The 23,719-nt window shown below is 70.2% G+C and carries 19 protein-coding genes and 1 pseudogene; 11 read left to right on the top strand and 9 right to left on the bottom strand.

What is annotated here, in order from left to right:
* Positions 1-57: 57 nt before the first annotated feature.
* The 6 genes from ABZS71_RS31180 to iolC all read right to left on the bottom strand — a co-directional run bounded on the left by ABZS71_RS31180 (position 58) and on the right by iolC (position 7,133).
* On the bottom strand, positions 58-513 hold the full coding sequence (locus ABZS71_RS31180; protein WP_355857685.1) for a hypothetical protein: 456 nt from the start codon (positions 511-513) through the stop codon (positions 58-60).
* Between the two features lie 182 nt (positions 514-695).
* Positions 696-2,189 (bottom strand): CoA-acylating methylmalonate-semialdehyde dehydrogenase, encoded by a 1,494-nt coding sequence (locus ABZS71_RS31175; RefSeq protein WP_355857688.1) that lies wholly within the window; start codon positions 2,187-2,189, stop codon positions 696-698.
* A gap of 28 nt (positions 2,190-2,217) precedes the next feature.
* Positions 2,218-4,092 (bottom strand): 3D-(3,5/4)-trihydroxycyclohexane-1,2-dione acylhydrolase (decyclizing), encoded by a 1,875-nt coding sequence (gene iolD / locus ABZS71_RS31170; protein ID WP_356215368.1) that lies wholly within the window; start codon positions 4,090-4,092, stop codon positions 2,218-2,220.
* Positions 4,089-4,994 carry a 5-deoxy-glucuronate isomerase gene (gene iolB, locus ABZS71_RS31165; protein ID WP_355857694.1) on the bottom strand — a complete coding sequence of 302 codons (906 nt, stop codon included), beginning with the start codon at positions 4,992-4,994 and terminating at the stop codon, positions 4,089-4,091. The genes iolD and iolB overlap by 4 nt, the downstream gene beginning before the upstream one ends.
* Before the next feature lie 36 nt (positions 4,995-5,030).
* Positions 5,031-5,918 carry a deoxyribose-phosphate aldolase gene (locus tag ABZS71_RS31160; RefSeq protein ID WP_356215366.1) on the bottom strand — a complete coding sequence of 296 codons (888 nt, stop codon included), beginning with the start codon at positions 5,916-5,918 and terminating at the stop codon, positions 5,031-5,033.
* 267 nt (positions 5,919-6,185) lie between these two features.
* On the bottom strand, positions 6,186-7,133 hold the full coding sequence (iolC, locus tag ABZS71_RS31155; RefSeq protein ID WP_356215364.1) for a 5-dehydro-2-deoxygluconokinase: 948 nt from the start codon (positions 7,131-7,133) through the stop codon (positions 6,186-6,188).
* Positions 7,134-7,413: 280 nt separating this feature from the next.
* Between iolC and ABZS71_RS31150 the strand changes: the two genes are divergently transcribed.
* From ABZS71_RS31150 to ABZS71_RS31120, 7 genes are all read left to right on the top strand, one after another.
* Positions 7,414-8,424, top strand: coding sequence for a substrate-binding domain-containing protein (locus ABZS71_RS31150; RefSeq protein WP_356215362.1), 1,011 nt, complete (start codon positions 7,414-7,416; stop codon positions 8,422-8,424).
* 7 nt (positions 8,425-8,431) lie between these two features.
* Positions 8,432-9,502 (top strand): ABC transporter permease, encoded by a 1,071-nt coding sequence (locus tag ABZS71_RS31145; protein ID WP_355857706.1) that lies wholly within the window; start codon positions 8,432-8,434, stop codon positions 9,500-9,502.
* A 5-nt stretch (positions 9,503-9,507) separates the two neighbouring features.
* Complete coding sequence (locus ABZS71_RS31140; RefSeq protein ID WP_355857709.1) at positions 9,508-10,380, top strand: ATP-binding cassette domain-containing protein; 873 nt, start codon at positions 9,508-9,510, stop codon at positions 10,378-10,380.
* Between the two features lie 184 nt (positions 10,381-10,564).
* Positions 10,565-11,482 carry a sugar phosphate isomerase/epimerase gene (locus ABZS71_RS31135; RefSeq protein ID WP_355857712.1) on the top strand — a complete coding sequence of 306 codons (918 nt, stop codon included), beginning with the start codon at positions 10,565-10,567 and terminating at the stop codon, positions 11,480-11,482.
* Between the two features lie 65 nt (positions 11,483-11,547).
* The gene (locus ABZS71_RS31130; protein WP_355857715.1) at positions 11,548-12,567 is read left to right on the top strand and encodes a Gfo/Idh/MocA family oxidoreductase; all 1,020 of its coding nucleotides are present in this window, start codon (positions 11,548-11,550) and stop codon (positions 12,565-12,567) included.
* Between the two features lie 34 nt (positions 12,568-12,601).
* Positions 12,602-13,624, top strand: a complete 1,023-nt coding sequence (locus tag ABZS71_RS31125) for a Gfo/Idh/MocA family oxidoreductase (protein WP_356215361.1) — start codon at positions 12,602-12,604, stop codon at positions 13,622-13,624.
* Positions 13,625-13,813: 189 nt separating this feature from the next.
* Positions 13,814-14,023, top strand: coding sequence for a MerR family transcriptional regulator (locus ABZS71_RS31120; protein WP_355857721.1), 210 nt, complete (start codon positions 13,814-13,816; stop codon positions 14,021-14,023).
* Here ABZS71_RS31120 and ABZS71_RS31115 read toward each other — a convergent pair.
* Positions 14,013-14,888: pseudogene (locus ABZS71_RS31115) on the bottom strand (MMPL family transporter); the annotation flags it as partial. The gene ABZS71_RS31120 and the pseudogene ABZS71_RS31115 sit on opposite strands and share 11 nt — an antisense overlap.
* On the opposite strand from ABZS71_RS31115, the gene ABZS71_RS31110 reads away from it, so the two are divergent.
* The 3 genes from ABZS71_RS31110 to ABZS71_RS31100 all read left to right on the top strand — a co-directional run bounded on the left by ABZS71_RS31110 (position 14,857) and on the right by ABZS71_RS31100 (position 18,048).
* Complete coding sequence (locus ABZS71_RS31110) at positions 14,857-15,111, top strand: hypothetical protein (RefSeq protein WP_356215359.1); 255 nt, start codon at positions 14,857-14,859, stop codon at positions 15,109-15,111. The pseudogene ABZS71_RS31115 and the gene ABZS71_RS31110 sit on opposite strands and share 32 nt — an antisense overlap.
* A gap of 264 nt (positions 15,112-15,375) precedes the next feature.
* The gene (locus ABZS71_RS31105) at positions 15,376-15,615 is read left to right on the top strand and encodes a heavy-metal-associated domain-containing protein (RefSeq protein WP_355857727.1); all 240 of its coding nucleotides are present in this window, start codon (positions 15,376-15,378) and stop codon (positions 15,613-15,615) included.
* Between the two features lie 87 nt (positions 15,616-15,702).
* Positions 15,703-18,048: a heavy metal translocating P-type ATPase gene (locus ABZS71_RS31100; protein WP_356215357.1), complete on the top strand. Its 2,346-nt coding sequence runs from the start codon at positions 15,703-15,705 to the stop codon at positions 18,046-18,048.
* 589 nt (positions 18,049-18,637) lie between these two features.
* Here the strand turns inward: ABZS71_RS31100 and ABZS71_RS31095 are convergent.
* Positions 18,638-19,927, bottom strand: a complete 1,290-nt coding sequence (locus ABZS71_RS31095) for a citrate synthase (RefSeq protein WP_356215355.1) — start codon at positions 19,925-19,927, stop codon at positions 18,638-18,640.
* Between the two features lie 152 nt (positions 19,928-20,079).
* Positions 20,080-22,323, bottom strand: coding sequence for an ATP-dependent RecD-like DNA helicase (locus ABZS71_RS31090; protein WP_356215353.1), 2,244 nt, complete (start codon positions 22,321-22,323; stop codon positions 20,080-20,082).
* Positions 22,324-22,530: 207 nt separating this feature from the next.
* Here ABZS71_RS31090 and ABZS71_RS31085 point away from each other — a divergent pair, with 207 nt between their 5' ends.
* Positions 22,531-23,547 (top strand): LacI family DNA-binding transcriptional regulator, encoded by a 1,017-nt coding sequence (locus ABZS71_RS31085; protein WP_355857739.1) that lies wholly within the window; start codon positions 22,531-22,533, stop codon positions 23,545-23,547.
* Positions 23,548-23,719: the final 172 nt, after the last annotated feature.

The following is a 23,719-nucleotide window of genomic DNA, read 5'->3' as shown; positions in this document are numbered from 1 at the left end:
CGGCGAGCGAGGAACCAGCCGTCCCCGGCCGGCTCTCCTCGCCCGCCCACCGCCGGATCAGCTCCCTTGCGCGCAGTCCACGTCGAGCAGCTTGAGCGGCTGGGTGCCGTCGAGGTCGACATACGCGGTGAAGGACGCGGTCTGCGCGTCGCCACCCCAACTGGTGGTGATCGTGGCCCAGCCGACCCGCGCGGACTGGGCCGTGGTCACCTCGCCGACCTCGATGTCCCGCGGTTCGTTCTGCGCGCACAGCAGCAGGTCGTAGTCGGGGGTCTGGGCGATCCGCTCCTTCAGATGGTCGGAGACGAGGTTCTCCCGCTCCCAGGGGCGCGGGCCGTGGTTGCCGTAGAAGCCCTCCAGGAAGTGGTGGATCTCCTCGGCGGTGTAGCGGCCGTTCGGATCGGTCCGGTCGGCGGCCGAGGCGGGCGAGCCGGCGGCGAGGACGAGCCCGAGGCCGAGCGCGGCCGCGCAGCCGCCGATCACCGTCGTGGAGCGACGAAGAGAACGAAGCATGAGAATCCCCCTGTATACGGTCGTGCGCGCATTCTTCGGACGAGTACTCACATGGACCTGCGAGACGGTCACATGGTTGCGTCAGCCGTCACAGGGACAGTTCCGTGCCGCCCCGCACCACCACCGGGGACGGCGAAACCCCCGGCGGACCAGGTCCGTCGGGGGGATGAACGACCGCTTACTCAGTGGTTGCTGGGGAAGCCCAGGTTGATACCGCCGTCGCTCGGGTCCGGCCAGCGGGTGGTGACGACCTTGCCGCGGGTGTAGAAGTGCACCCCGTCGCTGCCGTAGATGTGGTGGTCGCCGAAGAGCGAGTCCTTCCAGCCGCCGAAGGAGTGGTAGCCTACGGGCACCGGGATCGGCACATTGACGCCGACCATGCCCGCCTCCACCTCCAGCTGGAAGCGGCGGGCGGCGCCGCCGTCGCGGGTGAAGATGGCGGTGCCGTTGCCCCACTTGGAGCTGTTGATCAGTGCGATGGCCTCGTCGTAGGTCTCGGCGCGGACCACGCACAGCACCGGGCCGAAGATCTCGTCGCGGTAGGCGTCGGCGGTCGCGGGGACCTTGTCCAGCAGCGAGACGCCGATGAAGAAGCCGTTCTCGTGGCCGTCGACCGTGTAGCCGGTGCCGTCCACGACGACCTCGGCGCCCTGGGCCGCGGCCCCCTGGACGTAGGAGGCGACCTTGTCGCGATGCTCCTTGGTGATGAGCGGGCCCATCTCGGAGGCCGGGTCGTTGCCGGGGCCGATCCGCAGCTTGGCGGCGCGGTCGGCGATCTTCTTCACCAGCTCGTCGCCCGTGTCGCCGACCGCGACCACGACCGAGACCGCCATACAGCGCTCACCGGCCGAGCCGTAGGCCGCGTTGATGGCATTGTCCGCGGCGAAGTCCAGATCGGCGTCGGGCAGCACCAGCATGTGGTTCTTGGCGCCGCCGAGCGCCTGCACCCGCTTGCCGTGCTCGACCGCCTTGGACTGGATGTACTTCGCGATCGGGGTGGAGCCGACGAAGCTGACCGCGGCGATGTCCGGGTGCTCCAGCAGCCGGTCGACGGCCACCTTGTCGCCGTTGACCACATTGAGCACACCGTCCGGCAGCCCCGCCTCGGCGGCCAGCTCGGCCAGCCGGAAGGAGGCCGAGGGGTCCTTCTCGCTGGGCTTGAGGACGAAGGTGTTGCCGCAGGCGATGGCCACCGGGAACATCCACATCGGCACCATGGCCGGGAAGTTGAACGGCGTGATGCCCGCGACCACGCCGAGCGGCTGGCGGATCGAGGAGACGTCGACCCCGGTGGAGACCTGGGTGGACAGCTCGCCCTTGAGCTTCTCGGAGATCGAGCAGGCCAGCTCGACGATCTCCAGACCGCGGGCCACCTCGCCGAGCGCGTCCGAGTGCACCTTGCCGTGCTCGGCGGTGATCAGCTCGGCGATCTCGTCGCGGTGGGCGTCCAGCAGCTCGCGGTACTTGAAGAGGACCGCGGTGCGCTTGGCGAGGGATACCGACCCCCAGGAGCGGAACGCCTCCTTGGCGGCGGCGACGGCCGCGTCGACCTCTTCCACGGAGGCGAGGGCGACCTGGGTGTCCTGGGCGCCGGTGGCGGGGTTGTAGACCGGCCCGTAGGCGCCGGTCGCGCCCTCGACGGTCCTGCCGCCGATCCAGTGGTTGACGGTCTTCATGGGTGCGGAGCCTTTCTCTCGAAAAACGTCAGAGGTGGCGGCGGCGGGCGGCAGCCTGCCGGTCGTAGTCCTCGCGGGCTTTCACGGCGGCCGGGCGGGTCGCGGTCTCCGCGACAGGCACATCCCACCACGCCTGCGCGGCGGGTGCGCCCGACACTGTGTCGGCTGTTTCCGTCTCCACATAGACACATGTGGGACGGTCCGAGGCGCGGGCCGCCGCGAGCGCCTCGCGCAGCTCGCGTACGCTCCCGGCGCGCAGCACCTCCATGCCGAGCGAGGCGGCGTTGGCGGCCAGATCGACGGGGAGCGGATCGCCGGTGTACCTGCCGTCGGCCGACCGGAAGCGGTAGGCGGTGCCGAAGCGCTCGCCGCCGGTCTGCTCCGACAGACCGCCGATCGAGGCGTAGCCATGGTTCTGGAGCAGCACGATGTTGATGTTGATGCCCTCCTGGACCGCGGTGACGATCTCGGTCGGCATCATCAGATACGTACCGTCCCCGACGAGCGCCCATACGGGGGTGTCGGGCGCCGCGAGCCGTACGCCGATGGCGCCCGGGATCTCGTACCCCATGCAGGAGTAGCCGTATTCCAGGTGGTACTGGCGGGGCGAGCGGGCGCGCCACAGCTTGTGGAGATCGCCGGGGAGCGAGCCGGCCGCGTTGACCACCACATCGTCGTCGCCGACGACCGCGTCCAGCGCGCCCAGGACCTGGGTCTGGGACGGGCGGACCGAGTCGTCCCCGGCGGCGTACGCGGCGTCCACCCGCCGCTCCCAGCGGTCCTTGCCCTCACGGTACTCCGCCTCGTAACGCCCTTCGACCCGGTGGCCGGCGAGCGCCTCGGTGAGCGCTTCGAGTCCGGCGCGGGCGTCGGCGACCAGGGTGGTGGCGCTCAGCTTATGGGCGTCGAAGGGGGCGATGTTGAGGTTCAGGAAGCGGACGCCGGGGTCCGCGAAGAGGGTCGCGGAAGCGGTGGTGAAGTCGCTGTAGCGGGTGCCGACGCCGATGACCAGGTCCGCGGTGCGGGCGAGGTCGTCCGCGACGGCGGTGCCGGTGTGGCCGATGCCGCCGATGTCGGCCGGGTGGTCGAACCGGAGCGAGCCCTTGCCCGCCTGGGTCGAGGCGACGGGGATACCGGTGGCGTGGACGAAGGCGCGCAACGCCTCCTCGGCCTCGCTGTGGTGGACGCCGCCGCCCGCGACGATCAGCGGCCGGCGGGCGGCCCGGACCGCCTGCGCGGCGGCGGTGACCTCGGCCGGCTCGGGGGCCGGGCGGCGCACATGCCAGACCCGGTCGGCGAAGAACTCCTCGGGCCAGTCGAAGGCTTCGGCCTGGACGTCCTGCGGCAGGGCCAGGGTGACGGCACCGGTGTCGGCCGGGTCGGCCAGCACCCGCATGGCCTGGAGCGCGGCCGGGATCAGCGACTCGGGGCGCTGGACGCGGTCGAAGTAACGGGAGACCGGGCGCAGACAGTCGTTGACGGACACATCGCCCGCGTACGGGACTTCGAGCTGCTGCAGCACCGGCTCGGCGGGGCGGGTCGCGAAGGTGTCACCGGGCAGCAGCAGCACCGGCAGCCGGTTGACGGTGGCCAGCGCCGCGCCGGTGACGAGGTTGGTGGCGCCGGGCCCGATGGAGGTGGTGACGGCCTGGGCGGCGAGCCGGTTGGACTGCCGGGCGTAGCCGACCGCGGCGTGCACCATCGCCTGCTCGTTACGGCCCTGGAGATACGGCATGGTCTTCTGGCCCGACTCCAGCAGCGCCTGGCCGAGCCCGGCCACATTGCCGTGGCCGAAGATGCCCCAGGTGGCGTTGATGAGGCGGTGCCGCTGCCCGTCCCGCTCGGTGTACTGGTGGGCCAGGAACTCCACCAGGGCCTGGGCGACCGTGAGCCGTCGAGTCATCGTGGGTCTCCATCAGGGGCTTCGTAGAGGGGAAGACGGGGGTCGACGGGCTGGTCCGGCCAGGTGGAGCGGATCCAGGCGTGGTCGGGGTGGTCGCAGATGAGCCAGGCACGCTCCTCCTCGGGGCCCGCCATGACATTGAGGTAGTACATGTCGTGGCCGGGGGCGGCGATGGAAGGGCCGTGCCAGCCGTCGGGGATCAGGACGGCGTCGCCGGAGCGGACCTCGGCGAGGACGTCGGTGCCGCGGCCGTGGCCGGAGGGTGAGACCCGCTGGTAGCCGATGCCCTCGTTGCCGTGGGCCTCGGCGATCTCGAAGTAGTAGATCTCCTCGAGCTCGCTCTCCTCGCCGGGGCGGCACTGGTCGTGCTTGTGCGGCGGATACGAGGACCAGTTGCCACCGGGGGTGATGACCTCGACGGCGATGAGCTTGTCGCACTCGAAGACGCCCGCGGCGGCGAAATTGTTGACCTGGCGGGAGCAGTTGCCGGTGCCGCGCAGCTCGACGGGGACGGCGGAGGCCGGTCCGTAGCGCGCGGGCAGCCGGCGCTCGCAGCGGGCGCCGGTGAGCGCGAAGCGGCCGCCCGCACCGCCGGCGATCCGGGCGTGGGCGTCGCGCGGCAGATAGGCGAAGTCGCTCACCCCGCTGAACACGCTCTCCCGGCCGTGCAGTTCGAAGATCTCGCCCTCGGTGATCACCGTGCAGCCGCCGCTCAGCGGCAGCACGATCCACTCGCTGTCACCCGTGGCCAGGGAGTGCGAGCCGCCGGGCGGCAGATCGAGGACGCGCAGCGAGGAGTAGCCCCAGCCGGCCCGGCCGGGGTCGATGTCCACGGCGTAGGGGCCGTCGGCCGCCTTGCCGGCCTGCACATGGAAGCCTTGGGAAGGATCAGTGGTGGTCATGCGTGAAGTCTCAGCCTTTCCTCCGGAAAGGGCCGCTCAGAGCAGCCCGACGGCGGTGTCCACGGCGGTCTCGACGCTGCCCTCCGCCGGATAGAGCAGCGAGCGGCCGACGACCAGGCCCTGGACGGTGGGCAGGCGCAGGGCCTTGCCCCATCTCTCGTACGCACCCTCCTGGTCCTTCGGAGACGTGCCGACGTCTCCGCCGAGCAGCACCGCCGGCAGGGTGCTCGTCTCCATCACGGCGGCCATCTCGTCGGGGTCGTCGGTGACCGGCACCTTCAGCCAGGTGTAGGCGGAGGTGCCGGCGAGCCCGGAGGCGATGGCGATGGACTTGGTGACGGCCTCGGCGCTCAGGTCGTTGGAGACCTTGCCGCCTATCCGGCGGGAGATGAACGGCTCGACGAAGACGGGCAGCCGGTGCTCGGCCATCTCGTCGATGGCGCGGGCGGTGGTGAGCATGGTGGTGAGCGAACCGGCGTCGTCGTAGTCGATGCGCAGCAGCAGCTTGCCGGCGTCGAAGCCGAGGCGGGCGATGTCCTGGGGGCGGTGGCCGGTGAAGCGGTCGTCCAGTTCGAAGGAGGCGCCGGCGAGACCGCCGCGGTTCATCGAGCCCATGACGACCTTGCCGTCGAGGGCGCCGAGCAGCAGCAGGTCCTCGAGGATGTCGGCGGTGGCGAGCACCCCGTCGACCCCGGGGCGGGAGAGCGCCACGCACAGCCGCTCCAGCAGACCGACCCGGTTGGCCATGGCCAGCTTGTGGCCGCCGACGGCGAGGGCGCCGCGCGCCGGATGGTCGGCGGCCACGATCATCAGACGGCCGCTGTCGCCGATGAGGGGGCGGCGGACGCGGCGGGCGGCCGCCTCGGCGATGGCCTCCGGGTGCCGGCTCCGCACCTTGACGAGGTCGGAGATGCTGATGCTCAAGGGGTGCTCCTCTTTTTTTGGGCTCGGTTCGCCTCCGGGGCGCTCAAGCCTTCGGCCGGGGGTGCCCCCTGTCGACGGTCGACCGTGCTCGGCCCCTCGTTCCTCGGTGCCTGCGCGCGCTCTCCCTTTCGACAGCGGCGCGCCCCTTCGGCTCACTCGCCGGGAGGGCGGCGCACCGCACAGCGATGGGGAGCCCGAGGGGGCCGGCCCCCCGCCGGTAGGACGAGGAACCCGGAGGCTCGAACGGCAGCGGGCGGGGCGCAGTGGTCAGTCCCCGGCGAGCAGGGCCTCGACCTCGGCTTCGGTCGGCATCGCGGAGGAGCAGGCGAGGCGGGACGCGACGATGGCGCCCGCGGCGTTGGCGTACCGCATGACGCGCTCCAGGTCCCAGCCGGAGAGCAGGCCGTGGCACAGGGCGCCGCCGAACGCGTCGCCCGCGCCGAGTCCGTTGACGACCTCGACGGGAACGGGCGGGACCTCGGCGGCGGTGCCGTCGCGGTGCACGGCCAGGACGCCCTTGGGGCCCTGTTTGACGATGGCGAGCTCCACGCCCGCGTCCAACAGGCCCTGGGCGCAGGCCTTGGGCTCGCGCGCCCCGGTGGCGATCTCGCACTCCTCGACATTGCCGACGGCGACGGTGGCGTGGCGCAGCGCCTCGGCGTAGTACGGGCGCGCCGCGTCGGGGTCGCTCCAGAACATCGGCCGCCAGTCGAGGTCGAAGACGGTGATGCCGCTCTTGGCGCGGGCGGCGAGCGCGGCGAGGGTGCTGGTGCGGCTGGGCTCCTCGCTGAGGCCGGTGCCGGTCATCCAGAAGATCCGGGCGGCGCGCACCGCGTCGAGGTCCAGCTCATAGGGGTGGATCTCCAGATCGGGTGCCTTGGGGCGGCGGTAGAAGTACAGCGGGAAGTCGTCGGGCGGGAAGATCTCGCAGAAGGTGACGGGGGTGGGGTACTCCTCGACGGGGGTGACGAAGCGGTCGTCCACCCCGAAGGCACGCAACTCCTGGTGGATGTAGTGGCCGAACGGGTCCGCTCCGGTGCGGCTGATCACGGCCGAGCGGTGGCCGAACCGGGCCGCGGACACCGCGACGTTGGTCGCCGAGCCGCCGAGGAACTTTCCGAATGACTCGACCTGCGGCAGAGGTACACCGGTCTGCAGCGGATAGAGATCCACTCCGATGCGGCCCATCGTGATCAGGTCGTACGGCTCACTCATGCGTGCCCCTTCGGGAAAGACGCAGCTCAGGGTCGTGGTGCACGGAACACCGGGACGAGCCCGGCCTCTTCAGGTCTAGACGTGCCCCCCACCCCCTGTCAAGAATTTGTCCTTACATTCGGACGTACGCACCAGGCCGGCGGTCCACGTTATCGCCTCGTTACGTCCAGATGAAATGTTGTCATGACAAACCCTTGACAGCTGACGGCTACGAGGAGTTGGCTCCCGTTCTGCAACGGCCGTGTTAACAAGGGACCTGGCTTGAGAGGTGCTGGATCAGATGGACCTCAGATTCACTCGACGCCGCAGAGCGGGACTCGCCGCGCTCGCCACCGCAACCGTCATCCTCGCGGCGGGCTGTAGCAGCCAAGGCGGCAAGAAGGCCCAGGAAGCCGACGACGGCATCTCCGCGGGAAAGGCCAACACCCCCCGGCTGAAGATCGCGATGATCACTCACGCGGCGCCGGGCGACACCTTCTGGGACACGGTCCGCAAGGGCGCCAAGGCAGCGGCGGCCAAGGACAACATCGACCTGGTCTACTCCAGCAACCCCAACGGCGCCGACCAGGCGAGCCTGATCCGGAACGCCATCGACCAGAAGGTCGACGGCATCGCGATCACCCTCGCCAAGCCCGACGCGATGAAGGCCGCGATAGCCAAGGCCAGGAAGGCCGGGATCCCCGTCGTCGCGTTCAACGCCGGGCTCGACCAGTGGAAGGACATGGGCCTGCTGGAGTTCTTCGGGCAGGACGAGTCCATCGCCGGTGAGGCGTTCGGCAAGCGGCTGAACGAGGTGGGTGCCAAGCACAACATCTGCGTGATCCAGGAGCAGGGCCATGTCGCTCTGGAGGCCCGGTGCGCGGGCGTGAAGAAAACCTTCAAGGGCACGACGGACATTCTCTATGTCAACGGGACCGACATGCCGTCGGTCAAGTCCACGATCGCCGCGAAGCTCAAGCAGGATTCGAGCATCGACCATGTCGTCACCCTGGGCGCCCCGTTCGCCCTGACCGCCGTTCAGTCCGCCAAGGACGCCGGCGGCAAGGCCAAGGTCGCCACCTTCGACCTCAACAAGGACCTCGTCTCCGCCGTCCAGAGCGGCGATGTGCAGTTCGCCGTCGACCAGCAGCCCTATCTCCAGGGCTATCTGGCCATCGACTCCATGTGGCTCTACAAGAACAACGGCAACTTCAGCGGTGGCGGCGAGAAGCCCGTGCTGACCGGGCCCGCGTTCGTCACCAAGGACAACGTGGACACCATCGCCAAGTTCGCCCAGAAGGGGACGCGGTGATCCGACGATGACCGACACCGCCACGCCGGCGGCGACCACCCCGCCGGCCTCCCCCGCGGCGAAGCCGCGGAGCCGCGCCGCCGAGCGCTCGCTGGCCCGGCGGGCGCTGGCCCGTCCCGAGATCGGCGCGCTGGTCGCGGCCATCGGCGTCTACCTCTTCTTCTTCGCCGTCGCCCCGACCTTCCGTCAGGCCGACTCCTTCGCCACCGTCCTCTACCAGGCGTCCACCATGGGCATCATGGCGCTCGCCGTCTCCCTGCTGATGATCGGCGGCGAGTTCGATCTGTCGGCCGGTGTCGCCGTCACCACCTCGGCGCTGACCGCGAGCATGGTCAGCTTCCAGCTCACCACCAATGTCTGGGTGGGCGTGATCGTCGCCCTGCTGGCCTCGCTCACGGTGGGGCTGATCAACGGCGTGCTGCTGATCAAGACCGGGCTGCCGAGCTTCCTGGTCACCCTCGCCAGCTTTCTGATGCTCCAGGGCGCCAACCTGGCCGTCACCAAGCTGCTGACCGGCAACGTCGCCACCGACACCATCAATGACATGGACGGCTTCGAGCAGGCGAAGTCGCTCTTCGCCTCCGAGATCACCGTCTTCGGCGTCGACGTGAACGTGACCGTGCTGTGGTGGCTGGGCTTCGCCGCCCTCGCCACCTGGGTGCTGCTGCGCACCAAGTTCGGCAACTGGATCTTCGCGGCCGGCGGCTCGAAGGAGAGCGCGCGGGCCGTCGGCGTACCGGTGAACTTCACCAAGATCACCCTGTTTATGACGGTGGGCTTCGCGGCCTGGTTCGTCGGCATGCATCTGCTCTTCGCGTACAACACCGTGCAGGCCGGCGAGGGCGTCGGCAATGAGTTCTACTACATCATCGCGGCGGTGATCGGCGGCTGTCTGCTCACCGGCGGCTATGGCTCCGCGATCGGCGCGGTCCTCGGCGCCTTCATCTTCGGCATGGTCAACCAGGGCATCGTCTACGCCAACTGGAACCCCGACTGGTTCAAGTTCTTCGTCGGCGTGATGCTGCTGCTCGCGACGCTCGTCAATCTGTGGGTGCGCCGTCAGGCCGCCAGGAGGTGATGGGAATGGCAACGAACGACACCACCGACGCCGACACCCCCGGGCCCGCGGCCGATGAGCCGGTGGTCCGGCTCAAGGGCGTCGGCAAGCTCTACGGCAATGTCCGCGCCCTGGAGAACATCGACCTCGATGTCCGGCCGGGCCGGGTGACCTGCGTCCTGGGCGACAACGGCGCCGGCAAGTCCACCCTGATCAAGATCGTGGCCGGACTGCACCAGCATGACGAGGGCGAGTATCTCGTCGACGGCAAGCCGGTGCGGCTGAACAATCCGCGCGAGGCCCTGGATCTGGGCATCGCCACCGTCTACCAGGATCTGGCCACCGTGCCGCTGATGCCGGTGTGGCGGAATTTCTTCCTCGGCTCCGAGCTGACCCGCGGCCCCTGGCCGGTGCGCCGGCTCGACATCGAGCGGATGAAGAAGACCACCGGCGAGGAGCTGTCCGCGATGGGCATCCACCTCGACAACCTGGAACAGCCCATCGGCACCCTCTCCGGCGGCCAGCGGCAGTCCGTAGCCATCGCACGGGCCGTCCACTTCGGCGCCCGGGTGCTGATCCTGGACGAGCCCACCGCGGCGCTCGGCGTCAAGCAGTCCGGCGTCGTGCTCAAGTACATCGCGGCGGCGCGCGAGCGTGGCCTCGGCGTCATCTTCATCACCCACAATCCGCACCACGCCTATATGGTCGGCGACCACTTCTCGGTGCTCAGACTCGGCGCCCTGGAGCTGAACGCGGCCCGTGCGGACGTCACCCTCGAAGAGCTCACCAACCACATGGCCGGCGGCACCGAGCTCGCCGCGCTCAAGCACGAGCTCGCCCAGGTCCGCGGCGTCGACGTGGAGGAGCTGCCCGAGGCCGTGAACACCCCCGCCCCCTGACCCCTCGGACGACTCCTCCTGACCTGACGTCCGAATGTCCTGACGAAGCCTTGACGACCGCCCGCTTCGACCGTGAAGCTGCCCAAAACAGTACGACGCGGGCATCCAGCGCATCATCGAGTACAGGAAACCGCACCGCCCCCTTCCCCGGTCGCCGATGACCGGCGAGAGGAGAACTTCTCCCATGACTGCCGCCTCCCCCGTACCCGCCCTGGACCGGATCCGGGTCGGCTCGGCCCCCGACTCGTGGGGGGTGTGGTTCCCCGACGATTCGCGGCAGGTCCCCTGGCAGCGCTTCCTCGACGAGGTCGCGGAGGCCGGCTACGAGTGGATCGAGCTGGGCCCGTACGGCTATCTGCCGTCCGACCCCGCCCGGCTCACCGAGGAGACCAGCCGCCGCGGCCTCACGGTCTCGGCGGGCACGGTCTTCACCTCACTGCACCGCGGACCCGGCGTCTGGGACGCCACCTGGGAGCATGTCTCCCAGGTGGCCGAGCTGACCCGGGCGATGAACGCGACCCACCTCGTGGTCATCCCGTCCTTCTGGCGGGACGACAAGACCGCCGAGCTGATCGAGCCGCCGCGGCTCACCGCCGAGCAGTGGCGCCATCTGGCCACCGGGATGGAGCGGCTCGGCCGCGAGGTGCGCGAGCGCTACGGGCTCGACATCGTCGTCCATCCGCACGCCGACACCCATATCGACACCGAGGAGAACGTCGCCCGCTTCCTCGACTCCACCGACTCCGGCCTGGTCAACCTCTGCCTGGACACCGGCCACTACGCGTACTGCGGCGGCGACAGCGTCAAGCTGATCGAGACCTACGGCGAGCGCATCGGCTATCTCCACCTCAAGCAGGTCGACCCGGCGATCCTGGCCGATGTCGTCAAGAACGAGGTACCGTTCGGCCCGGCCGTCCAGCGCGGCGTCATGTGCGAACCGCCGAACGGCGTCCCGGAGCTCGAACCGGTCCTGGCCGCGGCCCAGAAGCTCAATGTGGATCTCTTCGCGATCGTCGAGCAGGACATGTACCCCTGCCCGCCCGACCAGCCCTTCCCGATCGCCCAGCGCACCCGCCGCTTCCTGCGCTCCTGCGGCGCCTGACGGCCCCGTCCGTCCTCCTCATCCTCAGCTTCCGCCGAACGAGCAGAAAGAGAAGAGACACGCATATGACCCAGCAGGGGACGCTCGGCATCGCCGTCATCGGGACCGGCAAGATGGGCGCCGACCATGTCCGCCGGATCAACGACGTGATCAGCGGCGCGCGGGTGGCGGCCGTGGTCGACATCGACGAGGCGCGCGCCAAGGCGGTCGCCGACACCGCCGACGGCTGTCAGGCGTTCACCGACCCGGCCGCCGCGATGGCCGCGCCCGGCGTCGACGCCGTACTGATCGCCTCGCCCGGCCCCGCCCATGAGGCCGCATTGCTCAGCGCGTTCGAGCACGATCTGCCGGTGCTGTGCGAGAAGCCGCTGACCCCGGACTCCGCGTCCGCGCTGCGGGTCCTGGAGGCCGAGCAGCGGCTGGGCCACCGCCGGGTGCAGGTCGGCTTCATGCGCCGCTACGACACCGAGTTCATGAAGCTCAAAAGCCTGCTGGAGACCGGCGACCTCGGCCGGCCGCTGCTGCTGCACTGCCGCCACCGCAACGCGTCCGTGCACGCGTACTTCACCACCGAGATGCTCATCAACGACTCCGTGGTGCATGAGATGGACCAGTCCCGCTGGCTGCTGGAGCAGGAGATCTCCACGGTGACGGTGCTGAAGCCGACCCCGAACTCGGGCGCCCCCGAGGGGCTCAGCGACCCCCAGCTGGTGATCTTCGAGACCACCGGCGGCGCCATCGTCAATGTCGAGATGTTCGCGACCTGCGGCTTCGGCTACCAGGTGCAGGCCGAGGCGGTCTGTGAGCGCGGCACCGCCCGCATCGGCGACGCCCACGGCATGCTGGTCAACCGGCCCGGCACCTGGGGCGGCGAGATCGCCCCGGACTTCGTGGTCCGCTTTGAGGAGGCGTACGACCGCGAGGTGCAGGCGTGGGTCAACGCCACCCGGCGCGGCGAGGTCGAGGGCCCGAGCGCCTGGGACGGCTATGCGGCGGCCGCCGTGTGCGAGGCGGGGGTCCGGGCGCAGACCACGGGTGAGCGCACGGCCGTCGAGATGATCGAGCGCCCCGCCTTCTACAGCTGAGACCTGAGCAGGCCGACGAGACGGGACCACATCCATGCGCATCGGATTCCTTGGCGCCGGGCGGATCGGCTCCTTCCACGCCGCCGCCCTGGCCGGGACGGACGGGGTCGACGAACTGCTGATCGGCGACGCCGACAGCGGACGGGCCGCCGGGCTGGCCGCGCGGATCGGCGCGATCGCCGCCGAGTCGGTGGACGCCGTCTTCGACGGCGGTATCGACGCGTTGGTGATCGCCACCGCGACCGCTTCGCACGCCGAGCTGATCACCCGCGCGGCGCGGGCCGGACTGCCGACGTACTGCGAGAAGCCCATCGCCCTGGACCTCGCCGACACGGTCCACGCACTGCGCGAGGTCGAATCGGCCGGAACCATGCTGCAGATGGGCTTTCAGCGGCGGTTCGACGCGGGGTACCGGGCCGCCCGTGAGGCGCTGCGGGACGGACGGCTCGGCCGCGTGCACACCATCCGGGCCATCACCTCGGACGCCGCTCCCCCGCCGCCGGAGTTCCTGCCGTATTCGGGCGGTCTGATCCGGGACTGTCTGGTGCATGACTTCGACGCCGTGCGCTGGCTGACGGGACGTGAGGTGGTGGAGGTCTTCGCGTCCGGCTCGGCCGGCGGCGCCGCCTTCTTCCGGGAGGCGGGCGATGTCGACACGGCCGCGGCGCTGCTGACCCTGGACGACGGCACGCTGGTCACCGCGACCGCCACCCGCTACAACGGCGCGGGCTACGACGTACGGATGGAACTGTCCGGCGAGCTTGATCAGTTCGTGGTCGGCCTGGACGACCGTACGCCCTTCACCTCCGCCGAACCGGGCGGGCCGGCCGGCCCCGCCCGGCCCTGGGCCGACTTCCAGGAGCGGTTCGAGGGCGCGTACCGGGCGGAGCTGGCGGCCTTCCTCCGGGCCGCCCGGGGCGAGGCCGCCAATCCCTGCTCCGGGCAGCAGGCGCTCTACGCACTGCTGGTGGCCGAGGCATGTGAGCTATCCCGGCTGGAGCACCGCCCGGTGCAGCTGTCCGAGATCACCAAACGGATGTCCGAGCTGGGAGCCTGAGCGTCACTCAGCCGTCACAGGCGTCACATCTCCACGAGCCTTCCGTCACAGGTGTTCAACAGCCCCTAGCCGATCATGACTCAGTGTCGTTCACCGGGAACAGGCTGAGTGATCGTGAGCGGTGCGCCACGGCTCCCCCGACGGCCCCACCGGGCCGTGGCCGCGGCGCCCGCGGGAAGGGCACGAGGAATGACCGACCGGAGGCTGTGGTCCTACAAGGAGATCGCCGCGCATATCGGTGTGCAGACCGACACCGTACGGTCCTATCGCAAGCACGGCCTGCTGCCGCCCCCCGATCTGGTGGAGGGCGGCAAGCCGTACTGGTTCGCGGATACCATCCGCTCCTGGGTGGCGCGCAGACCCGGCAACCGTCGCACCCGGCGCGATGTCAAGGATTAGACCCCGCCCGGCGGATTGTCGCGGGCCGCCGACCGCGGGGAAGCCGCCGACCAGCACCGTGGGCGAGCGGACCCTGACGCCCCGCGCTCGCCGGGTCCCGAGGCTCTCCCTCCTCGCTGCGGGACCCGCCCGCGCGCCCGGCGGCGGTGCCGCCCTCGGCGGGAGCGGACTCCCCCTCGCTCAGCCCGATCCGGGCGTGCAGCCGGCGCAGCGGGCCCGGGGCCCACCAGGTGGCCCGGCCGGTCAGCCGCATCACCGCCGGCACCAGCAGACTGCGCACCACCATCGCGTCCATCAGCACGGCCAGGGCGATTCCGAGGCCGAGCATCTTGGGGTTGGTGACTCGTGAGGTGCCGATGACCACCATGACCACGGCGAGGATCAGCGCCGCAGCCGTGATCAGCCCGCCGGTGCGCCGCAGCCCGAACTCCACCGCCGCCTCATGGTCCCCGGTGCGGTCGTCCGCCCGAAGGCGACGCAGAACATCAGCACCGGCAGCGTGGTCTCGATATCGCCGGAGGTGGTGAAGGAGAGCGGACCGGACAGATGCCCGTCCTGGAAGACCCACACCACCGCGCCGAACATCGCGGTGAGACTGAGCGCGTTGAGCAGCACCGTCTGAAGGGGTGTCAGCATGCTGCCGGTGAGCAGGAAGACCAGCAGCAGGGTGACGGCGGCGATGATGGCGGCGGCCCAGGGCAGCCGGTCGGCTATGGAGTCCTTGGTGTCCACGAGCACGGCGGCAGTGCCGGTCACCGAGGTGTCGAACGGCGGATGCCGGGCGGCGGATGTCACGCACCAGATCCTGGCCGGCGGCATCCACGAACACGCCCTTGGGCAGCACGGTGACATACGCCGACCCGCCGGCCACTCGCGCCGCCTCCGACGCACCGGGCAGCGTCCTCGCGGAGCACGCCGCGCTGCACGACGCCGTACAGGACCGCGTCGCGGAGCTGATCGGCGTCTACAACCCCCAGCTCTCCGCCGACCGGCGCACCCGCACCGCGACCATGGCGTTCGCGCTGTTCAAGGCCGGGCTGGAGCCTCGCATCAGGGCGCGGAGCGGGAGGCCTATATCGCCGAGATGAAGGCCTCGTTGTACGGCTATCTCGCCCCGGTCCTCGGTACCGAGTCCGCGCCCACCTGCCCCTGACGACCCCGGTCGCCTCCCCTGACACACGGACGGACTCAGGGGGAGCGCGCGCGGGCGCCACACCTCTTTCGCGAACCGGCGCACCCCCAGCTTCCGGGAATACCCCCTAGGGGTATAGAGTTGACATCGTCAGGAGACCCTGGGGCGTCCGGCGTCTCCTACGCACCGTCTGTCACGCTCACCCACACAGGAGAAGCACATGACCTCCGAGGCGAACACCGGCTCCGGCATCACCACCGTCTACCAGGTGACCGGCATGACCTGTGGCCACTGCGAGGGCGCCGTCGCCGAGGAAATCGGCGCCCTCGACGGCGTCTCCTCCGTCAAGGCCGTGGCCGCCACCGGTCAGGTCACCGTGGTCTCCGCCGCCCCGCTGGACGACGAGGCCGTCCGCGCCGCCGTCGACGAGGCGGGCTACGAGCTCGCCGGCCGGGACTGATCCACCCACGACGCATCCCCGCCGGGCCCGTACCGCCCTGCTCATACAGCCGCCGTACGGCCCGGCCCTCCTCCCAGGAGACCAGACATGACCAGCACGGCTCCCGAAGCCGGGCGCACGTCCGAGGTCGAGCTCGCCATCGGCGGCATGACCTGCGCGTCCTGCGCGGCGCGCATCGAGAAGAAGCTCAACCGCATCGAGGGCGTCACCGCCACGGTGAACTTCGCCACCGAGAAGGCCAAGGTGTCCTACGGCGGCGGGGTCGAGGTCGCCGACCTGATCGCCACGGTCGTCAAGACCGGCTACACCGCCGAGGAGCCGCGCCCCGCCGAGCCCGCGCCCCGCGCCCCCGGGGACGCCGGGGCGCCGGACACCGCACCGGGCGGCCCCGGGCGCGCCGAGGCGGAGCCGGACTCCCTGCGCCACCGCATGCTCGTCTCCCTCGCCCTGTCCCTGCCCGTCGTCGTCCTGGCGATGGTGCCTTCGCTCCAGTTCGACAACTGGCAGTGGCTCTCGCTCACCCTCGCCGCGCCCGTCGTCGTCTGGGGCGGCGCCCCCTTCCACAAGGCCGCCTGGACGAACGCCCGGCACGGCGCGGCCACCATGGACACCCTCGTGTCCATCGGCACCCTCGCGGCGCTCGGCTGGTCGCTGTGGGCGCTGTTCTTCGGCGACGCGGGCATGCCCGGTATGCGGCACGCCTTCGACCTCACCGTGTCGCGCGCCGGCGGATCGTCCTCGATCTATCTGGAGGCGGCCGCCGGGGTGACCACGTTCATCCTCCTCGGCCGCTACCTGGAGGCGAAGTCCAAGCGGCGGGCGGGCGCGGCGCTGCACGCGCTGCTGGAGCTCGGCGCCAAGGACGTGGCGGTACTCCGGTACGAGGGGGGCGAGCGCGAAGCGCTCCCGGTTGAGGGTGGTGGTGGGCGACGGGCGGGACGAGAGGTGCGGATCCCCGTCGGCGAGCTGGCGGCCGGCGACCGCTTCGTGGTCCGCCCCGGTGAGAAGATCGCTACTGACGGCACGGTGGTCGAGGGCTCCTCGGCGGTGGACGCCTCGATGCTGACCGGTGAATCGGTGCCGGTGGACGTCGTGGTGGGCGACGCGGTCGCGGGCGCGACCGTCAACACGGCGGGCCGCATCGTCGTGGAGGCCACCCGCGTCGGCACGGACACCCAGCTGTCCCGGATGGCCAAGCTGGTGGAGGACGCGCAGAACGGCAAGGCCGAGGTACAGCGGCTCGCGGACCGGGTCTCCGGGATCTTCGTACCGATCGTGCTGCTGATCGCGCTGGGCACCCTGCTGGGCTGGCTGCTGGCGACGGGCGACGCGACCGCCGCCTTCACCGCCGCCGTGGCCGTCCTGATCATCGCCTGCCCGTGCGCCCTGGGCCTGGCCACCCCGACCGCGCTCATGGTCGGCACCGGCCGCGGCGCCCAGCTGGGCATCCTGATCAAGGGCCCCGAGGTGCTGGAGTCGACCCGCCGGGTGGACACCGTCGTCCTGGACAAGACCGGCACGGTGACGACGGGACAGATGCGGCTGCGCGGGGTCGTCACGGCGTCCGGCGTGGCCGAGGAGGAGCTGCTGCGGCTCGCGGGCTCTGTGGAGCACGCCTCGGAGCATCCGGTCGCGCGGGCCGTCGCGGACGGCGCGGCCGAGCGCGTCGGCGCGCTCCCGGTGCCCGAGGACTTCGCCAATGTCCCCGGGCTCGGCGTCCAGGGCACGGTGGACGGGCACGCGGTGCTGGTCGGCCGCGTGAAGCTGCTCGGCCAGTGGGCCATCGAGCTGCCCGAGGAGCTGGCGGTCGCCAAGGCGGCGGCCGAGGCGGAGGGGCACACCGCCGTCGCGGTGGCCTGGGACGGCGCGGCGCGCGGCGTCCTCCTGGTCGCCGACGCCGTCAAGGAGACCAGCGCCGAGGCGGTCGCCCAACTGCGCGCGCTCGGCCTGACCCCGGTGCTGCTGACCGGCGACAACAGGCTGGTCGCCGAGTCGGTCGCCCGTGAGGTGGGCATCGAGGAGGTCATCGCCGATGTGCTGCCGCAGGACAAGGTGGACGTGGTGAAGCGGCTACGCGAAGAGGGCCGTACGGTCGCGATGGTGGGCGACGGCGTCAACGACGCGGCCGCCCTGGCCACCGCCGACCTGGGGCTCGCGATGGGCACGGGCACGGACGCGGCCATCGAGGCCGGGGATCTGACCCTGGTCCGGGGCGATCTGCGGGTGGCGGCGGACGCGATCCGGCTGGCGCGCCGGACGCTGACCACCATCAAGGGCAATCTCTTCTGGGCCTTCGGCTACAACGTCGCCGCGCTGCCGCTCGCGGCGGCCGGACTGCTCAACCCGATGATCGCGGGAGCCGCGATGGCGTTCTCGTCGGTGTTCGTCGTCACGAACAGCCTGCGCCTGCGGACCTTCACGGTGTCCACATAAATTCACCAAGTCCCCATAAGCCGCACAACACCCATACACGAGAGCCTCGATCTTCAAATCGAGTGTCTTGCCCTTTTATGGCCCCTATGGCAAGAGACGCAGATCACAGACAACCCCACGTAACCATTGCGGGGGGTCGTGAGTCTAATGGGCGGTAGGGATTCGTCTTGGGGGACGCATCCCGCTACGCGTGGCCGGGGCGACGTACTCGGGGAGCTTTGAGCGGCCCTCCCGTAGGTACGCGCCCCGGCAGATCGCGTCGCAGTACGGCGCAGTACGGCGCAGTACGGCCCGTGAACGCCCGGCCGGATCCCGTGGGGGGAATCCGAACCGGGACATGGAAAGCGCCCCGCTCCGACCCGTGGGGGGATCGGAAGCGGGGCGCTTTCTGCTTTTTTTGGGGCTCGGTTCGCCTCCGGGCACCCCAAACCGATGGGAACCCGAAGGGCATCCGCGCGTTCTCCCCTACGACAACGGCGCAGCCCCTTCGGCTCACTCGCCAGGGGGCACCCCAAACCGATGGGATCCCTCAGGGCCTCCGCGCGTTCTCCCCTACGACAACGGCGCAGCCCCTTCGGCGCCGAAGACCCTAGCGCTGCTCGACCGGGATGAAGTCCCGCTCGACGACGCCGGTGTAGATCTGGCGCGGACGGCCGATACGGGAGCCCGGCTCTTTGATCATCTCGTGCCACTGGGCGATCCAGCCCGGCAGCCGGCCGAGCGCGAAGAGCACGGTGAACATCTCGGTGGGGAAGCCCATCGCCCGGTAGATCAGACCGGTGTAGAAGTCCACGTTCGGGTAGAGCTTGCGCTCCACGAAGTAGTCGTCGGCGAGCGCGTGCTCCTCGAGCTTGAGCGCGATGTCGAGCAGCTCGTCGGACTTGCCGAGGGCGGAGAGGACATCGTGCGCCGCGGACTTGATGATCTTCGCCCGGGGGTCGAAGTTCTTGTAGACGCGGTGCCCGAAGCCCATGAGCTTCACGCCGTCTTCCTTGTTCTTCACCTTGCGGATGAAGGAGTCGACGTCGCTGCCCGACGCCTGGATGCCCTCCAGCATCTCCAGCACGGACTGGTTGGCGCCGCCGTGCAGCGGACCCCACAGGGCGTTGATGCCCGCCGAGACCGAGGCGAACATGTTCGCCTGTGAGGAGCCGACGAGCCGGACCGTGGAGGTCGAACAGTTCTGCTCATGGTCGGCGTGGAGGATCAGCAGCTTGTCGAGCGCGCTGACCACGGTCGGGTCGAGGTCGTACTCCTGTGCCGGGACCGAGAAGGTCATCCGCAGGAAGTTCTCGACATAGCCGAGGTCGTTGCGCGGGTAGACGAACGGGTGGCCGACCGACTTCTTGTACGCGTAGGCCGCGATGGTCGGCAGCTTGGCCAGCAGCCGGATCGTCGAGAGGTCACGCTGCTTCTCGTCGAACGGGTTGTGGCTGTCCTGGTAGAAAGTCGACAGCGCGCTGACCACGGAGGACAGCATCGCCATCGGGTGGGCGTCGCGCGGGAAGCCGTCGTAGAACCGCTTGACGTCCTCGTGCAGCAGCGTGTGGGTGGTGATCTGCTCGCGGAAGGCGGCCAGTTCATCCACGGTCGGCAGCTCGCCGTTGATCAGCAGGAAGGCCGTCTCCAGGAACGAGCTGCGCTCCGCCAGCTGCTCGATGGGGTAGCCGCGATAGCGCAGGATGCCCTGCTCACCGTCGAGATAGGTGATCGCGGATTTGTACGCGGCGGTGTTGCCGTAACCAGAGTCCAGGGTTACCAGACCGGTCTGGGCGCGCAGCTTGCCGATGTCGAAGCCCTTGTCGCCGACGGTGCTGTCGACCACCGGGTAGGTGTATTCGCCGTCCCCGTACCGCAGTACTACAGAGTTGTCGCTCACGTCATCCCTCACCGACGTCCTGGTTCTCTTCTTCGAGGTGCCCTGACTCCCCCCACCTTCCCCTACTCGGGTAGTGAACGTGCACTCGGGGTCGATTGAAGGGCCTTTTGGCGGCACTCAGTGCCGCCCCCACGGCCATCCTGCCCTCTTCGTCACCGTTCGGAAACCCATCTGACACGCTCGGCTCGTCCATCGCCGCCGAGCCGGTGATCCAGTGCCGTACAGCGCCTTCCCGCCGAAACGGTACGCACCGCCTGCCCGAGCGCCCGGCGCGAGCCGACCAGCACCACAAGGCTCTTGGCACGGGTTACCGCCGTATAGAGCAGATTGCGCTGCAGCATCATCCAGGCCCCGGTGGTCACCGGAATCACGACGGCCGGGTACTCACTGCCCTGCGATCGGTGGATGGTCACCGCATAGGCATGAGCCAGCTCATCCAGCTCGTCGAAGTCGTACGGCACCTCCTCGTCCTCGTCCGTCAGCACGGTCAGCCGCTGCTCATCGGCGTCGAGGGAGGTGACGACTCCTACCGTGCCGTTGAAGACCCCGTTGGCCCCTTTCTCATAATTGTTGCGGATCTGGGTCACCTTGTCGCCAACGCGGAAGACCCGGCCCCCCAAGCGCCGCTCCGGAAGGTCCGGGCGGGCCGGGGTGATGGCCTGCTGAAGCAGTCCGTTGAGCGTGCCCGCGCCCGCCGGGCCGCGGTGCATCGGGGCCAGAACCTGCACGTCACGACGGGGGTCAAGGCCGAACTTCGCCGGAATGCGACGGGCCGCGACATCCACCGTGAGCCGCCCGGCCTCCTCGGTGTCGTCCTCGACGAAGAGAAAGAAGTCCGACAGGCCGCGGGTGACCGGCGGCACCCCTTCGTTGATCCGGTGGGCGTTGGTGACCACCCCGGACTGCTGGGCCTGGCGGAAGATCCGGGTCAGCCGCACCGCCGGAACCGGGCCGCCGGGGGCCAGCAGATCGCGCAGCACCTCACCGGCGCCGACGCTCGGCAGCTGGTCCACATCGCCCACGAAAAGCAGATGGGCACCCGGTGGGACCGCCTTGACCAGCTTGTTCGCCAGCAGCAGATCCAGCATGGACGCCTCGTCGACGACCACCAGATCGGCGTCGAGCGGACGGTCACGGTCGTACGCGGCGTCCCCGCCGGGCTTCAGCTCCAGCAGCCGATGGACGGTGGACGCCTCGGTGCCGGTCAGCTCGGCGAGCCTTTTGGCGGCCCGGCCGGTGGGGGCCGCGAGCACCACCTTGGCCTTCTTGGCGCGGGCCAGCTCCACCACGGACCGCACGGTGAAGGACTTGCCGCAGCCCGGACCTCCGGTCAGCACCGCGACCTTCTCGGAGAGCGCGAGCCGCACCGCCTCGCGCTGCTCGGGGGCGAGATCGGCGCCGGTGCGCCCGGCCAGCCAGGTCAGCGCCTTGTCCCAGGCCACGTCCCGGAAGGCGGGCATCCGGTCCTCGTCGGTGCGCAGCAGCCGCAGCAACTGGCCCGCCAGGGAGATCTCCGCGCGGTGGAAGGGCACCAGATAGACGGCGGGGACCGGCTCGCCGCCGTCCGGGCCCGGGACCTGCTCGCGCACCACCCCCTCCTCGTCGGCCGCCAGCTCACCCAGACAGTCGATGACCAGCCCGGTGTCCACCTGGAGCAACTTCACGGCATCCGCGATCAGTTGCTCCTCGGGGAGATAGCAGTGGCCGTTGTCGGTGGACTGGGACAGCGCGTACTGCAGGCCGGCCTTGACCCGCTCGGGGCTGTCATGCGGAATGCCGACGGACTGGGCGATCTTGTCGGCGGTGAGAAAGCCGATGCCCCAGACGTCGGCCGCCAGCCGGTACGGCTCGTTCTTCACCACGGAGATCGAGGCGTCCCCGTACTTCTTGTAGATCCGCACCGCGATGGAGGTGGAGACACCGACGCCCTGGAGGAAGATCATCACCTCCTTGATGGCCTTCTGCTCCTCCCACGCCGCCCCGATCAGCTTGGTGCGCTTTGGCCCCAGGCCCGGGACCTCGATCAGCCGCTCCGGCCGCTGCTCGATGACATCGAGGGTCTCGATACCGAAGTGCTCGGTGATCCGGTCGGCGATCCGCGGGCCGATGCCCTTGATCAGGCCCGAGCCGAGATAGCGGCGGATGCCCTGGACGGTGGCGGGGAGGACCGTCGTGTAGTTCTCGACGGTGAACTGCTTGCCGTACTGCGGATGGGAGCCCCAGCGGCCCTCCATGCGCAGCGACTCGCCCGGCTGCGCGCCCAGCAGCGAGCCGACGACGGTCAGCAGATCGCCCGAACCGCGGCCGGTGTCGACCCGCGCGACCGTATAACCATTCTCCTCATTGGCGTAGGTGATCCGCTCCAGGACCCCTTCGACCACCGCGAGATTGAGCATGCCCCGACCGTACCGCCGGGAGCCGACAGCCGGTTCGGGCTGTGGACACCCGCGAGGGGCCTGTGGACAACCCGTGGTCCGGGCCGGACCGCGACCGTACCGCCGCGGAACATCACGATCCGGTTTCGTCCGGGTCCGGCATCTTGCCGAGCCCCGATGTAATCGATTCCAATCCTCCCTGAAATCGATTCCACAAGGAGGTGGACGATGCCGGCCATCAAGGACGTGGCGCAGCGCGCCGGCGTCTCCGTCGCGACGGTCTCCCGGGTCCTCAACGACCACCCGGCCGTCCGCGCGGACACCCGGGAACGCGTGCTCGCCGCGGTCGCCGATCTCGGCTACCGCCCCAACGCCGTCGCCCGCTCCCTGCGCACCGCCCAGACCCGCGCCCTCGGACTGGTCATCAGCGATGTGCTGAATCCCTTCTTTACGGAACTGGCCCGTTCCGTCGAGGACGCGGCCCGCGACCGGGGCTACAGCGTGGTCATCGGCAACGCCGACGAGCGCCCCGATCTCCAGGACCACCATGTGCGCACCCTGATGGACCGTCGCATCGACGGTCTGCTGGTCAGCCCCACCGACGGCGGCTCCCCGATGATGCCGGCCGCCGCCCGCGCCGGCACCCCCCTGGTCTTCGTCGACCGCTGGATCGAGGGCGAGGGTATGGACGAGGTGCCGGTGGTCCGCACCGACGGCCGGGACGCCGTCCGCGATCTGGTGGCCCATCTGTACGCGCTCGGCCACCGCCGGCTCGCCTTCATCGCGGGCCCGGCGGCCACCACCACGGGGCGCGAGCGGGTGGACGCCTTCCGCTCGGCGCTGCGCGAGTTCGGTCTCGCGCTGCCCGCCGACCACATCGGCCAGGGCGACTTCCAGGCGGACAGTGGACGGCGGGTGACCGCCCGCTTCCTCGATCTGCCGCACCCCCCGGAAGCGATCTTCGCCGCGGACAACCTCATGGCGCTCGGCGCGATGGACGAGATCCGCGCGCGGGGGCTGCGGGTGCCGGGCGATGTGGCGCTCGCCGCGTTCGACGACATCCCCTGGTTCGTCCACACCGATCCGCCGATCACCGCCATCGCCCAGCCGACCGGAGAGCTCGGCCATGCCGCCGTCCGCGCGCTGGTCGATCTCGTCGAGGGACGGCCCGCCGAGTCGGTGACCCTCTCCGCCCGCCTGGTCATCCGCCGCTCGTGCGGCGAGCCCGAAGGGAGCAAGCCATGAGCGCCGAGTCCGAGCCGTACACGGCTCTCGCCCACGTCGCGAGTGGCGAGGCGGCCTTCGCGCGTATCGACGGTGCCGGGGAACGACCGGCCGGTCGTCGTGGACTTCATCGTCCATGAGGACGCCATGGTCTGGCCGATGGTCGCGGCCGGCACCTCCAACGACGAGATCC

The sequence above is a fragment of the Streptomyces sp. NPDC005393 genome, from assembly GCF_040606675.1.
Lineage (GTDB): Bacteria > Actinomycetota > Actinomycetes > Streptomycetales > Streptomycetaceae > Streptomyces.
Note: the sequence above shows the minus strand (reverse complement) of the source record. Positions and strands in the feature narration are given on the sequence as shown.